Source organism: Actinokineospora fastidiosa (genome assembly GCF_014648415.1).
Taxonomy (GTDB): domain Bacteria; phylum Actinomycetota; class Actinomycetes; order Mycobacteriales; family Pseudonocardiaceae; genus Actinokineospora; species Actinokineospora fastidiosa.
Map to the genome: position 1 here is coordinate 141236 of NZ_BMRB01000008.1, position 14054 is coordinate 155289.

11 protein-coding genes are annotated in these 14054 nt (G+C 72.9%); 4 read left to right on the forward strand and 7 right to left on the reverse strand.

The window, feature by feature from the left end; all coding sequences use genetic code 11:
* Positions 1–41: 41 nt before the first annotated feature.
* Positions 42–986: a LysR family transcriptional regulator gene (locus tag IEY98_RS29310; RefSeq protein WP_189213911.1), complete on the forward strand. Its 945-nt coding sequence runs from the start codon at positions 42–44 to the stop codon at positions 984–986.
* Here IEY98_RS29310 and IEY98_RS29315 read toward each other — a convergent pair.
* The 5 genes from IEY98_RS29315 to IEY98_RS29335 form a co-directional block, all read right to left on the reverse strand.
* Positions 983–1924 (reverse strand): ABC transporter ATP-binding protein, encoded by a 942-nt coding sequence (locus tag IEY98_RS29315; RefSeq protein ID WP_189213912.1) that lies wholly within the window; start codon positions 1922–1924, stop codon positions 983–985. The genes IEY98_RS29310 and IEY98_RS29315 overlap by 4 nt on opposite strands.
* Positions 1914–2942 (reverse strand): ABC transporter ATP-binding protein, encoded by a 1029-nt coding sequence (locus tag IEY98_RS29320; protein ID WP_189213913.1) that lies wholly within the window; start codon positions 2940–2942, stop codon positions 1914–1916. The genes IEY98_RS29315 and IEY98_RS29320 overlap by 11 nt, the downstream gene beginning before the upstream one ends.
* Positions 2939–3922, reverse strand: coding sequence for an ABC transporter permease (locus IEY98_RS29325; RefSeq protein WP_189213914.1), 984 nt, complete (start codon positions 3920–3922; stop codon positions 2939–2941). The genes IEY98_RS29320 and IEY98_RS29325 overlap by 4 nt, the downstream gene beginning before the upstream one ends.
* Positions 3923–4260: 338 nt before the next feature.
* The gene (locus tag IEY98_RS29330) at positions 4261–5985 is read right to left on the reverse strand and encodes an ABC transporter substrate-binding protein (RefSeq protein ID WP_229787695.1); all 1725 of its coding nucleotides are present in this window, start codon (positions 5983–5985) and stop codon (positions 4261–4263) included.
* Positions 5986–6008: 23 nt separating this feature from the next.
* Positions 6009–6995: an ABC transporter permease gene (locus IEY98_RS29335; protein WP_189213916.1), complete on the reverse strand. Its 987-nt coding sequence runs from the start codon at positions 6993–6995 to the stop codon at positions 6009–6011.
* 207 nt (positions 6996–7202) lie between these two features.
* On the opposite strand from IEY98_RS29335, the gene IEY98_RS29340 reads away from it, so the two are divergent.
* Positions 7203–8471, forward strand: a complete 1269-nt coding sequence (locus tag IEY98_RS29340) for an alpha/beta fold hydrolase (RefSeq protein ID WP_189213917.1) — start codon at positions 7203–7205, stop codon at positions 8469–8471.
* Between the two features lie 4 nt (positions 8472–8475).
* Here the strand turns inward: IEY98_RS29340 and IEY98_RS29345 are convergent, their stop codons facing one another.
* Both IEY98_RS29345 and IEY98_RS29350 read right to left on the reverse strand, forming a co-directional pair.
* The gene (locus tag IEY98_RS29345) at positions 8476–9825 is read right to left on the reverse strand and encodes a helix-turn-helix domain-containing protein (protein WP_189213918.1); all 1350 of its coding nucleotides are present in this window, start codon (positions 9823–9825) and stop codon (positions 8476–8478) included.
* A 117-nt stretch (positions 9826–9942) separates the two neighbouring features.
* Positions 9943–12009, reverse strand: a complete 2067-nt coding sequence (locus tag IEY98_RS29350; protein WP_189213919.1) for a S8 family serine peptidase — start codon at positions 12007–12009, stop codon at positions 9943–9945.
* Between the two features lie 223 nt (positions 12010–12232).
* Between IEY98_RS29350 and IEY98_RS29355 the strand changes: the two genes are divergently transcribed.
* Positions 12233–13204: a LysR family transcriptional regulator gene (locus tag IEY98_RS29355; protein ID WP_189213920.1), complete on the forward strand. Its 972-nt coding sequence runs from the start codon at positions 12233–12235 to the stop codon at positions 13202–13204.
* A 91-nt stretch (positions 13205–13295) separates the two neighbouring features.
* Positions 13296–13841, forward strand: coding sequence for a carboxymuconolactone decarboxylase family protein (locus IEY98_RS29360; RefSeq protein WP_189213921.1), 546 nt, complete (start codon positions 13296–13298; stop codon positions 13839–13841).
* Positions 13842–14054 lie beyond the last annotated feature (213 nt).

A 14054-nucleotide genomic window follows, 5' to 3' on the forward strand; every position in this document is an offset into this window, starting at 1 on the left:
GCGGATTACGCCGGGGCGCGCGGAGGTCTAGCCTCTGGCGGATGGGGCTTGAGCTGCGGCACCTCCGCTCGGTGTGCGCCATCGCGGACGCGGGCAGCGTGACCAGGGCCGCGACCGTCCTCGGGGTGTCGCAGCAGGTGCTGACCGCGCGGCTGCAGCGGGTGGAGCGCGAACTGGGCGGCAGGCTGTTCGAGCGGGACCGCGACGGCGTCACCCCGACGCCGCTCGGGGAGTTCCTGCTGACCCGGGCGCGCGGTGTGCTGCTGGGCATGGAGGAACTGCGCCGCAGCACCGGGCGGCACGTCTGCGCCGAACGCCCGCTGGTGACGCTGGGCGGGGTGGCCTGCGCGGTGTCGGTGGGACTGGCCGACCGGGTCAGCGACCTGCTCCCCGGCGTCGAGGTGCGGCTGCGCGCGGAGTACTCGCCGCGCGCGCTGTGGGACCTGCTGCTCGCCGACCGCATCGACGCCGCGGCCGTGGTGGACTACCCCGGGTTCCCGCTGAACACCCCGTCCACGGTGGTCTCCGACGTGATCGCCGTGGAGCCGGTGTTCGTCGCCATGTCGGACCGGCACCCGCTGGCCGGGCGCGACGAGGTGGCGCTCGCGGAGCTGGCGGGCGAGCGGTGGGCGCTGACGCCGCAGGACGGCGCGGGCTGGCCCGACTGCTTCTACGTCGCCTGCCACCAGGCCGGGTTCACACCCCGCGTGCTGTACTCGGTCTCCGACGCCGTGCCGCAGCGCGACATCGTGGCCACCCGGCGGGCGGTGAGCCCGTGCCAGGCGGTGTTCCCGACCGGCGACGGGGTGGTCGTCAAGCCGCTGGCCGGGAACCCGCTCCACATGCGACACCTGCTGGTGTGCCGGGGGGAAAGCCTGCTGGCGGACAGCTTCGACGACCTGCTGCGGCTGGCGCGGGAGGCCTACCACGCCTATGCGGGTCGTCGTCCGCACTACCAGTCGTGGTTGAGCCAGGCGTCACGCTAGGCGTGGTGGCAGGCGGCCACGTGCTCGTCGGTCCCGGTCAGCGCGGGTTCCTCGACAGCGCACAGGTCGTCGGCTTTCCAGCAGCGGGTGCGGAAACGGCACCCGCTGGGCGGGTCGACCGGGCTGGGCACGTCCCCGGTGAGCCGGATGCGGGGCCGGGGCGTGCCCGTGCGCACCACCGACAGGTCAGGCGCGGCGGACAGCAGCGCCTGGGTGTAGGGGTGGCGCGGCCGGGTGTAGATCTCCTGCGCCGTGCCGGTCTCGACCACCTTGCCGAGGTACATGACCGTCACGCGGTCGCAGAAGTACCGCACCACGCCGAGGTCGTGGGCGACGAACAGGACCGCGATGCCGAATTCGCGGCGCAGGTCCTGCAGCAGGTTCATGATCTGCGCCTGGATCGACACGTCGAGCGCGCTGACCGGCTCGTCGGCCACGATCAGCCGGGGCCGGGTCGCCAGGGCGCGGGCGATGCCGACGCGCTGGCGCTGCCCGCCGGAGAACTCGTGCGGGTAGCGGTCGACGTGGTCGGCGTCGAGGCCGACGACCTCCAGCAGCTCCCTGACCCGCGTGCGGGTCTCCCGCTCGCCCGAGCGCGCGACGGCCGCGCCGATGATGGCGCCCACGGTGTGGCGGGGGTTGAGCGAGAGGTACGGGTCCTGGAAGACCATCTGGATGTCGCTGCGGAAGGGCCGCAGCCGCCGTTCGGTCAGCCGGGCGATATCGGTGCCGCGGTAGTGGATCCGGCCGCTGGTGGGCGCGAGCAGCCGGGTGACGAGTCTGCCCAGAGTGGACTTGCCGCAGCCGGACTCGCCGACCAGGCCCAGCGTCTGGCCCTCGGCCAGCTCCAGGCTCACCCCGTCCACCGCGCGCACCCGCTCTCGCCGGGGACCGAAGTGCTTGACGACGTCCTCCACCCGGAGGAGTTCATCGGACATGCTGGTCTCCCGTGCCGAGCAGGGGCAGGACCTCGGCGCGGAACACCTGGTCCGGCCGGGGGAGGTGGCACCGCGACAGCCGGTCCCCGTCGCCGGTCAACTCGGGCATGCGGTCGCGGCACGCGGTGTCGCCCACCCGCTCGGGGTAGCGGCAGCGGGGGTGGAAGGCGCATCCGGTCGGCGGGGTGCGCGGGTTGGGCGGGCTGCCGGGGATCGGGCGCAGGCGGGCGGGCTTCTCGGCGACGACCGGGATGCTCTCCAGCAGGCCCCAGGTGTAGGGGTGGGCGGGGGCGCCGAGGACCGTCCTGGTCGGTCCCCGCTCGACGCACCGGCCCGCGTACATCACCAGCACGTCGTCGGCGATCTCGGCGACCACGCCGAGGTCGTGGGTGATGACCACGACCGCGGAGCCGAACTCGCGGCGCAGGTCGGCGATGAGGTCGAGGATCTGCGCCTGCACGGTCACGTCCAGCGCGGTGGTCGGCTCGTCGGCGATGAGCAGCTTGGGGTCGTTGACCAGGGCCATCGCGATCATGACGCGTTGGCGCATCCCGCCGGAGAACTGGTGCGGGTAGTCGTCGAGGCGGCGTCGCGCCGCGGGGATGCCGACCCGGCCGAGCACGTCGGCGGCGTGCGCGCGAGCCGCCCTGCGGGAGACGGCGTTGTGCGCCCGGTACGCCTCGGCGATCTGCGCGCCGACGGTGAAGTACGGGTGCAGGGCGGACTGCGGGTCCTGGAACACCATCGCCGCCCGGCTGCCGCGCAGCGCGCGCAGCTCGGCGGGCGCCATGCCGACGACCTCGGCGCCGCCGACGGTGACGGACCCGGTGATCCGGGTGGTGGCGGGGTCGTGCAGGCCCATGACGGCCAGCGCGGCGGCGGACTTCCCCGAGCCGGACTCGCCGACGATGGCGAGCGTGCGGCCGAGCGGCACGGCGTAGCTCAGGTCGGACACCGCGCGCACGTCCCCGAAGGCGACGGTGAGGTCGCGGACGGCGAGGTAGGGGGTCGTGGTCATGTCAGGCGCACCCTCGGGTCGAGCACGGTGTAGGCGATGTCGACGACCAGGTTCATCACGACGAGGATGGTCGCGCCGACCAGCACGGCGCCCATCAGCACGGGCAGGTCGAAGACCGCGAACGCGCGCAGGGTGAGCACGCCGAGGCCGGGCAGCCCGAAGATCGCCTCGGTGAACAGCGCGCCGGTGAGCTGGAAGGCCACGTCCATGCCGAACAGCGTGGCCACCGGGGTGATCGCCGCCCGCAGCCCGTGCCGGTAGACGACCCGCCGCTCGCTGAGCCCCTTGGCGCGCGCGGTGCGGATGTAGTCCTCGCCGAGGGACTCGATCATCGCCGCCCTCGCGTGCCGGGTGTAGGCGGCCGCGCTGACCACGCCCAGGGTCAACCAGGGCGCCAGCAACCCGGCCGCCCACCCGAGCGGGTCCTCGGAGATCGGGATGTGCTCGGCCCGGGGCAGGACGGTGCCTGCGAGGTAGAGCGCGGAGATGAGCGCGACGACGAAGAACGGCACCGAGCCCAACCCCAACGCCGCGGCCACGGCAACGCGGTCGGCGACCCGCCCCCGCCTGCGCGCCGCGAACGCCCCGGTGAGCACCCCGACCGTGAGTGACACCGTCGCCGCACCGGCCACAATGGACACGGTAACGGGGAGCGCGTCGGCGATGAGCGCGGTCACCGGCTGGTTGAGCTGGTAGGAGAAACCGAGGCAAGGGGCCGAACACTCGACGACGACCCCGCCCGCCTCATACGTGCGCCCCACCAGCACGCCGGTCAGATAGGCCCCGAACTGGCTGAGAAACGGCTCATCGAGCCCCAGACTGGCCCGGATATGCGCTATCCGCTCCGCGGAACAGTTGTTGCCGCAGATGGCGCCGGCGGCGTCGGTGGGCGCGAGGAAGAACAGCCCGAACCCGGCGAACATCGTCGCCACGACCACCGAGACGGCCGACGCCAGCCGCCGCAGCACGTAGAGCAGCATGCGATTCCTTCCACGAGCCGCTCCGGCGGCAGGGGAGGCCGCCGGACCGGTCTGCGCCGGGCCCGGTCACCGCGGTGGACACCACCAGGGGGCGCGTTCACCGCGGGGTCGGCTTGGTCGAACGGGTGCATTCCGTCGGGATGTGGTCTGGTCGGGAGCCCTGCTCACCGCCAGTCGACCCGCATGACGCTGGCCAGGGCCACCACACAGGGTCGCGCTCAGTCGGCGCCGGTCGGTCGGGTCGTCCGCGTGCGGGTCGTGCTGTCCGGGCCCGAGTCCCTCGCCGCCGGTACCCCGCCCGTGGCCCGTGATCGGCCAGCCTGGGTCCATCGCTCCCACTACGCGCTCTTGACGTAGAGGTTGGTGTAGGTGGGCTGGCCGAGGGAGCTGTCGGCGGCCGCGCCGCCGACGGCGGTGCCCACGATGAAGGCCGTCTTCATGTAGAAGCGGGGGATCACCAGGTACATCTCCATCAGCTTGCGGTCCAGCTCGCCCCACTTGGCGGTCGCCTCGGCGGCGGGGAGGGCGGCGATGGACTCGATCTCGGCGTCGACGGCGGGATCGGTGAGCATGCCCAGGCTCTGCCGGTTCGCCAGGGCCTCGGAGGTGAACAGGACCGGGAACCAGCCGCCGCCGGTCGGCCAGTCGGAGCACCAGCCCTGGGGGCTCTGGCCCATGTTCACCGGGGCGTCGTAGTCCGACGTCTTCGCGCGGACCTCGGCGGTGGTGATGCCGATCGGCTTGACGGTGAAGCCCGCGGCGGTGAAGGCGTCGGCGCGGATCTGGGAGGTCTGTTGGGCCTGCGCGGAGGTGTTGTCGTAGTACCAGCTCAGCTCGAAGCCGAGTCTGCCCGCGTCCTCCAGCATCTTCCTGGCCGCCGCGGGGTCGCCGGGGCCTTCGCTGGTCAGGTCGGGGACCGGTGGGTACTGGGTGTACCCGGGCACGCTCGGGGACAGGATCGTGGTGGCCTTCTGGGCGATGTGCCCGTTGAGGCCTTCCGCGCGCCACATCTGGTCGGCGGGCCACGCCTTGGCGACGGCCTTGCGCACCTCGAGCGGGATCTTGCGGGAGTCCAGCTGGAACGTGCGCGTGCACGGGCTGGCCCCGGTGACCAGCTGCGCTGCCTTGTCCCCGGCGAGCTGGGGGAGCAGGGAGGCGTCGACCTGGGCGTAGTTGAGCGCCGCGGCGTCGGGGCCGGTGGAGTTGAGCACCTGCTGCTGGGTCTTCACGTCGTCCTGGCCCCAGCGGAAGTCCCAGCCGTCGACGTACTGGTGGCGGGCCGGGTCGCTGGCCGGGTCCCAGTGCGGGTTGCGCTTGAGCGTCAGCCTGCTGCCCGGGGTGTACGCGTCGAACTGGTACGGCCCGGTCGCCATCGGGTCGTTGCCGTAGGTCTCCTTGGTGTCCTTCGCCTTCGGGATCGGCGTGAACAGCGGGAAGGCCATGAAGAACGGCAGGTCCGCGAACGGCTTGGCCAGGTGGATGACCAGGGTCTGCGCGTCCGGCGTCTCCACCCCGGAGTAGTCGTCCCCGGAGGCGTAGGGCCCCTTGTAGGTGTCACCGTCGCGGAAGTAGGACAGCTGGTACGACGGTCCATACGGGAACACGTCGTGGGCGAAGGACCGCTTGATCGCGTAGGCGAGGTCTTCGACCCTGACCTCGCTCCCGTCGGCGTACTTGATCCCGGGCCGCATCCTGAACGTCCACGTCAGCTTGTCGTCCGACACCGTGCCCAGGTCGGTGAGGTCGGGCACCAGCACCGGGTTCCCGTCGCGCATCATGACCTGCGTCGGGGTGCGGAAGATCAGCTTGGCCATGGCGTTGGCGTCGGCGTAGTAGATGTTCGTCGGGTCGAACGTGTTGGGCGTCGTCCGCGCGTAGACGGTGATGACGCCGCCCCGGCGCGCGCCAGGGACCTCCGGCGCGGGGCCGGTGGCCGCCGGGTCGATCGCCGTGCGGTCCTGGGCGATCCCGCCCGCCGGGCCCGGGTCCTGGCTCTGCCGCCCGCTTCCGCCGCAGCCCGCTGCGGCCAGGCACACGGCCAACGCGGCGGCGAGGGTGCGCATTCTCTTCACGGTGCTGCTCCAGATCATCGGGGGCGGGTCTTGGGGTCGAACGCGTCCCGCACGGCGTCGCCGAGCAGGCTCAGGGCCAGCACCAGCACCGTGATGCCCAGCACGGGCAGCCACAGGTACAGCGGTTCGGCGCGGTAGTAGGTCTGGGCGGCGGCGATGGTCCCGCCCCACGACGGCGTCGGCTCGGTCAGGCCGACCCCGAGGAAGGTCAGGCCCGCCTCGACGACGATGTAGCCGGGCAGGGCCTGCGACGCGGCCACGGTGATCGGCGCGACCAGGTTCGGCAGCAGCTCGCGGAACAGGATCGCCCGCCGGGGCAGGCCGAGGACGCGGGCGGCGCTGATGAAGTCCCGCTCGCGCAGCGACAGCACCTGCCCGCGGATGAGCCGGGCCAGGCTCGCCCACCCGAACACCGTCAGCACCGCGATCAGCGACCAGAACCGGACCCCGCTGACCTGGTCGGGATTGGTGTTCTCGGCCGAGCCGTAGACCACCGAGATCACCACGGCGGGCAGCGCGATGGCGACGAGCAGGTACGGCAGGCTGAGCACGAAGTCGATCACCCAGGAGAGCACCCGGTCCACCCACCCGCCGAAGAACCCGGCGACCAGGCCGACGACCACCCCGATCACGGTGGTCAGCACCGTCACGATCCCGGCGACGAGCAGCGACGGACGCGCCCCGTACACCCAGCGCGCGAACAGGTCGCGCCCCAGCCGCGGCTCGACGCCGAACCAGTGCTCCGCCGTGGGGCCGTCGAACGGGAAGCCGTAGTCGTCGAGGAGTTCGAAGTGGAGCGTGTACGGGTCCTGCCCGGCCAGCCGCGCGAGCAGCGGCGCGAAGACGGCGACCGCGACGAAGAACCCGAACACGGCCAGGCACGTCATCGCCACCCGGTCCCGCCGCAGCCGCGCGAGCGCGATCCGCGACGGCGAGCGGTTCGGCGCGCTCGCTGCCGCCACGGCGGTGGCGTCGAGCGGGCGCGAGCCGGGACCGGACATCGGGGCGCCTCCAGGGATGCGGCGGGAGTCGCGCCATCCTGTGGTCGCGGCCGCGGCGAACACCAGCCCCCCGCCCGTGCGCGGCTCCGCGTCTTCGCAGGTAGGCGTACTTCGATAATCGGGGAGCTATGGAAGGTGTGATGCCGGGACCGGCCGCCCCGGGGCAATAGTCGGACCACCGCCAACGTCGACCGGGGGTTCCCAGCCATGCCCTTGACCTACCGCCGCCCCGACCAGGTGTGCGTCGAGCACACCTTCACGGCGCCGCTGGACCACGCCGACCCGGCCGGTCCGGCCATCGAGGTGTTCGCCACCGAGGTCGTGCGCAGCGGCAACGTCGGCAGGGACCTGCCGACCCTGCTGTACCTGCAGGGCGGGCCCGGCCACGCCGCCGACCGGCCGTCGTCCGGGGCGGCGTGGCTCGCCAGGGCGCTGCGCGACTACCGCGTGGTCCTGCTCGACCAGCGGGGCACCGGGCGCAGCACGCCCGCGACGAGGCAGTCCCTCGAGCCGTTCACCAGCAAGGAACAGGCCGCCTACCTGCGCCACTTCCGCGCCGACTCCATCGTCCGCGACGCCGAGCTCGTGCGGGGCCAGCTGATCGGCGACCGCCCGTGGAGCCTGCTCGGGCAGAGCTTCGGCGGCTTCTGCGCGCTGACCTACCTGTCGCTGGCCCCGGACGGCCTGGCCGAGGTGATGATCGCGGGCGGCCTGCCCGGCCTGACCACGGGGCCGGACGAGGTGTACCGCGCGGCGTATCCGCGCGCGGTGGCGCACAATGAGCGGTTCTTCGCCCGGTACCCCGGCGACCGCGACATCGCCAGGGCCGTCGCCAAGCACCTCGCCGACACCGACACCCGCATGCCGACGGGGGAACGGCTGACCCCGGAGCGGTTCCGCATGCTCGGCCTGTGCCTGGGCATGGCGGGCAGCTTCGACCTGGTGCACCACCTGCTGTCCCAGGCGTTCATCCCCGCGGGCGCGGGCCCTGCCCTGTCCGACGCGTTCCTGCGCGGCGTCGACGGCGCGCTGTCCATGGCCGAGCGCCCGCTGTACGCGCTGCTGCACGAGTCGATCTACTGCCAGGACGGCGCGTCGGGGTGGTCGGCGCACCGGGTGGGGCAGGAGTTCCCCGAGTTCGGCGCGGACGTGCTGTTCACCGCGGAGATGTTCTACCCGTGGCTGTTCGAGCAGGACCCGAGCCTGGCGCCGCTGCGCGACTGCGCGCACCTCCTGGCCGCCACCCCGTGGCCGCCGCTGTACGACCTGGGCAGGCTTTCCGCCAACACGGTGCCCGTCGCGGCGGTGGTGTACTTCGACGACCTGTACGTCGACCGCGGGCAGTCGCTGGCCACCGCCGCGCTGGTCCGCGAGCTGCGCCCCTGGGTCACCAACGAGTTCGGCCACGAGGGGGTCGGCAGCAGGCCGGGGGTGTTCGACCGGCTGCGCGCCATGGTCGCGGGCGAGGCGGGCTGAGCGGTCAGGTCCGCAGCCGCTCGTCGAGGTCGCGGACCCGCCGGTGCCCGCCCCAGCGGCGGGTGAGCCGGGCGTGGAAGTCCTGGAACTCGCGGCGCACGGTGATCAGCGGGGCCGAGGGGATCTCGGGGATGATCGGGTCGACGGTGGCCAGCGCGGCGTCGAGCTGGCCCGCGCAGGCGTAGCTGTCGGCGAGGCGGACGGTGAACTGCAGGTACGTGGGGCGCATCCGCGTGGGCAGGTGCTCGATCGCGTCCTGTGTGGACACGATCGCCTGCCGCGCCGTCGACGTGTCGCCGGTGATGGCCGCGACGGTGCGCAGGGCGCTGGACAGCGCGGACTCGATGCGCATGCGGCCCTCGTCGCCGGTCAGCCAGGGCGCCTCCACGCGGTCGCGGAGGTCGAAGCGGGCGATCGTGGCGCGTGCCCGTTCGATGTGGTGACGGCACTGGGCGAGGTCGCCGCGCTGCCCGTGGCCCAGGGCGCGGTTCACCTCGGCCATGACCGACGGCCAGCGACCGCCGCCGGAGACGCCGAAGAGCGCGTCGGCGTACGCCGACGCGGCGTCGACGTCGTGCTCCAGGCGCGCCACCAGGCCCATGTCGCACAGCACGGACACCTTGACGGTCCGGCTCCCGGACACCTCCGCCCAGCGCAGCGCCTGGTCGAGCCACGCCATGCCGGTCCCGGTCTGCCCGGCCAGGATCCGCAGCCTGCCCGCGAGGTGGGCGTACTCGGCCGCGGTGCGCAGCAGGACCTGCGCGGTCCGCTCGTCGGCCCGCGCCGCCCAGCCAGCGGCCCGCCTGGCCACGTGCTCGGCGACCCCGCGCTGGGCGGACGGCGAGCCCGACTCGCACTGCCCGGTCAGCGCCACGTACCAGGCGGCGAGCAGGTGGATCGCGTCGACGTCGGGAAGGTCTCGGTCGGCGCCGAACACCACGCGCTGGAGGTCGGCGGCGTCGGCGGGGGCGGGCAGCGCGCACCCGGAGTACCCGTGCACCGGGCAGGCGTACCCGCGGTGGGGCAGCTTGGCAGGCCAGTCGGCGGGCGACACCGCGCCGACCGACGACGCGGGCGCGTTCTCGTTGGCGGCGAGCACGCCCGCGCCGCCGACCCACTGTCCCAAGCGGAGGGACGTCGTCATCCTGGCCAGCTCGCCGCCGGTGCCCAGCAGGCGGTCGGCTCGCCGGAGGACGTCGACCAGCGGCTCGCGCGACCCGTTCTCCAGCTTGCTGATCTGGCTGTGGTGGTACCCGAGCCGGTCGCCCAGTTGGGCCTGGGTCAGGCCGGCGCGTCTGCGCCAGTGGCGCAGCGCCAGGCCGATCTGCCGCCACTGCGCCTGTTTGGCGTCCATGGCACCTCCCGAAGCCGTCGTCGGCGACGGACCACAGTAGCCCCGTGGGCGCTGCCGTGACCAGGTGCGGGAAGCGGAGGCCCGGGCCCGCCGCGCGGGCAGGCCCGGGCCGACGCGTCATGGCGCGTCGTAGCCGAGCGCGTAGGAGCCCGAGCCCTCGTAGGCGTGCACCCGGTACCGGTAGTACCCGGCTGAACCGGTGTAGGTGAGCGTTTCGTCAGCCTGGTCGGTCGTTCCCTGGGCCACGGTTGTCCACGTGCTTCCGTTCCAGAGCTGCAGATACAGGTCGAAATCGCCCGCCGGGCCGTCCAGGCAGGCACGGTGCGCGCCCGCGGCGCTCTGGAAGTAGCCGCCGTCGGGCTGGTAGGCGCTGGCGCCCGAGGCGAGCGTCCCGGTGCGCCGCGTCTCGTACCCGGCGCACCCGCCCGTCCCGCCCCGGACGGTCAGCTGATACGCAGCGGTGCGCGTGGCGCTGGCGCCTTGGCCCGTGACGGTGATCGTGTACGTGCCCGCTGGCGTCGTGGCGGCGGTGCTGACGGTCAGCGTGGCGGACCCGCCCGCGGTCACCGACGACGGCGTGACCGTCGCGGTCGCCCCGCTGGGCAGACCGGTCGCCGACAGGGCGATCTGCTGGCCTGCGCCGGTGGTCGAGACCGTCGCCGTCGCCGACCCGCCCGCGTCGACGGTGCCCGACGCCGGGGACACCGCGAGCGAGAAGTCCGGATCGCCCGGATCGGAGAGCGCGGCGATGGCGGCGCGCAGGTTCGGCAGCGAGCCGATGGTGCCCGAGGACGGGTTCACCTGCGGCGTGCCTGTGGCCTTCAGCATGCTCCTGACCTGCGCCGGGGTCAGCGTGACACCACGCTGCTTGGCCACGCTGGACAGCGCCGCGGCGGCGGACGCCACGATCGGTGACGCGCTCGACGTGCCCGCGAACTGCTTGGTGTACATGCTGTCCGTGCTGGGCCGGTAGAGGTCGCCGTAGCCGGTGGTCACCACGCACTCGCCCCAGCCCTGCAGGTCGACACGGCTGCCGTAGGTGGAGAACGACAGCCGCGCGCGGGCCGTGCTGCACCCGGGCGCGCCGCCCGCGCCGACGATGATCGCCCCGGAGTCGGCCCGCCCGCGCGGGAACGACGAGCCGAAGCAGGCGGCGTCGAGGTTCATCGAGCCGTTGCCCGCGGCCTCGACCACGACGATCCCCGCTGCCGTGGCGCTGACGACCGCGTCGTACACGGCCGGGATCCACTCGACCGGGACGTAGCCGGAGCAGCCGGGCGGTCCCGCCGCCTGCTGTTCGAGGAGCATCACGTCGCCGGGGCGCAGGACGGTCATCGCGGTGGTGATCGCGGTGGGCACGTCGTAGCCGCGCTCGCGGTTGTTGGCGTTGGTCACGTGCATCCGGGCGTCCGGCACCAGGCCGGTGACGCCACCGCCGTTGTCGTCGCCCACGATCTCCCCGGCCACGGCGGTGCCGTGGTTGGTGTCGCCGAACGGGTCGGCCGGGGTGCCGTTCGGGACGTAGGCGCCCGACTCGCGGAGCTTGGACAGGTCCTCGTGCCGGGAGTTCCACGAGTACTCGATGTCCAGCACGCGCACGTTCTGGCCGCGGCCACCCGGGACGGTGTGCGCGTAGTGGGCGTCGATGCCGCTGGCGGACGCGGGGGCGTGGTAGCCCTGCCTGCCGCTGTAGTCCGGCGCGATCGGCTGGCGGACGGGCAGCGGCTCGGCGTACGCGATCTCCACAATGGACAGCGCGTTGAGCGCGTCGATCACCCGGGCCGGGTCAGCGCCGGGCCGCACCCGGAACCGGTACCACTGGTTGAGGTCGGCGATCCGCCGGTCCGACCGGGCCGCCGCGGTCGCGGTCAGCCTGGCCAGGGTGGCCTCGTCGGTGCCGAACAGCCGGGTGACGCCGCTGACCGAGTCCCGGACCAGCGCGCGCACCGCGGAGAGGTCGGCGGGGGAGTCGAGCTTCCCGCCGCGCAGCCGCACGCGCGTGCTGTCGACGAACTTGACGTGCACGAACTCGCGGGAGTCGGTCGCCGACAGTGTCGTGCCCGCGGGTGGGGCCGCATCAGGCCGGGCGACGGCCGGGGGCGCCGTCGCGACGGCGGCGAGCAGGGCGGCCGCGATGATCGACGCGCGCCACGGGCGCCGTCGACGATGGGGTGTCGTACGCAAGATGATCGCCTTTCCTGCAGGGAGGCAGGCATCCCCGCGCCCATCCGGCGGCGCGGCGACCCGGCCCGTGGCAAGCGATCCTGAGTGGGGCCCTGGTGGTGGGCAAGGTTTCGCGGGCGTCCGGCGAAAACTGGCAAGTTCGGCCCGCGGGCTTCGCCGCGGCCGCGCCCAGCGGTGATGATGCGGTTCTCCCCGTCCGCTCACCCCAGGAATGGCGCCGATCATGGAGCTGGAACTCCGGCATCTCCGGGCGATCACCGCCATCAACGACACCGGCAGCCTCAGCAAGGCCGCCCGCAGGCTCGGCATGAGCCAGCCCGCCCTCAGCGCCATGCTCCAGCGCGTCGAGCGCGCCGTCGGCGCGGAACTGTTCATCCGCGGCGTGCACGGCGCCCAGGTGACCCCGCTGGGCGCCGACGTGCTCAGCGAGGCCGTCGCGGCCCTGCGCGCGGTCGAGGAGATCCAGCGCTGCGCGCGGTCGTGGATCGATCGAGGCGGCAGCCCGGACACCGTGCGCGTGGGCGGGACGTGCGGCCTGCTACCGGTCGAACTGAGCCGATGGATGCGCACGCAGCCGTGGGCGGGCCCGGTCAGCGTGCAGGAGGACATCGACCCGCACACGAACGTCGACATGGTGGTGGCGGGCACGCTCGACCTGGCGCTGGTCTACCTCCCGCCGACGTCCACGCTGACGACGGCGCAGCTGTCCGTGCCCAGCGCGGTCGTCTTCCCCGAGGAACCCGTCTTCGTGGCGATGGCCCACGACCACCCGCTGGCGCACGAGGAGACCGTCTCGCTGGACACGGTGGCGGACTTCCCCTGGATCGATGAACCCCCGGGCCATTCCCCGTGGCCCACCTACCTCCGCCAGGTCTGCCGGGCCTGGGGCGTCCGCCTGGACCAGCAGTACAGCACGATCAGCGTCTCCACCGTCCGCGACCTCCTGACGTCGACGGCAGCCGTGGCGCCCGTCCTGGCCCCCAGCCGCAACCGCCCCGACAGCGTCGTCATCCGCCCCCTCCACGGCGACCCCCTACGGCAGGAGCTACGCCTGTTCTACCGACCGTGCACGGTGGTCGAGACGCACCTGCCGCGGATCATCACCCAGATCGTCCACATCTACGACCTGCTCATCGGCCGCAACGACGCCTTCGACACCTGGTGGCTCAAGTCAGGCCGCGCGAGCGTGGCCTGACGGCGTCGCGCCGGAGCATGCGGGGAGTTGTCGTTCGCCGGTGTGCGCACAAGGCTGGGGGGAGATGCGGAGGAACGGAGCGAGGGGACCGATGGCGCACATCGAGCTTGGGGTGGACGAGAACCAGTTCCCGGGGATCAACGGGCCGATGCGGTTTCGGCCGGAGACGGCGAAGCCGCTGAGCGAGTTGGCCGAGGTGCTGCTTCGGCAGGGGCCGCATCCGCTGAGCGCGGGGGAGCGGGAGCTGATCGCGGCGTATGTGTCGGGGCTCAACGAGTGCGACTTCTGCTGTTCGTCGCACGCCGCGTTCGCCGCCGCGCAGCTTGATGAGGGGATGTCGCTGGTCGAGCAGGTTCGGGTGGACCTGGACAACGCGGCGGTGTCGGAGAAGTTGCGCGCCTTGCTGCGGATCGCCGGGGCCGTGCAGGAGAGCGGGCGCAAGGTGACCGCGGACCTCGTCGCCGCCGCGCGGGCCGAGGGCGCGACCGACCTGGAGATCCACGACACCGTGCTGATCGCGGCCGCCTTCTGCATGTACAACCGCTACGTCGACGGGTTGGGCACGCTCGCGCCCGGCGACCCGGCGCGGTACGCGGCGGCGGCGAGCAAGATCGTGGAGCGCGGGTACCTCGACTGATCGGGTCGAAAGTATTCGGATGGGAAATGTTTCGGGATTTCGAGACTTTTGATTGTCGACACCCGTGATCATTGATCGCTATCGTCGGCTTATCACCCCATTCGGAGGGAGGGCCCAGTGATTGTCGGCTCGGGCCGCTCAAGGATCCGTTCGACGGCCGTCATGCTGGCGGTGGCGGCCCTCGCGATCACGGGAGCGGCGACGGTGGTTGCC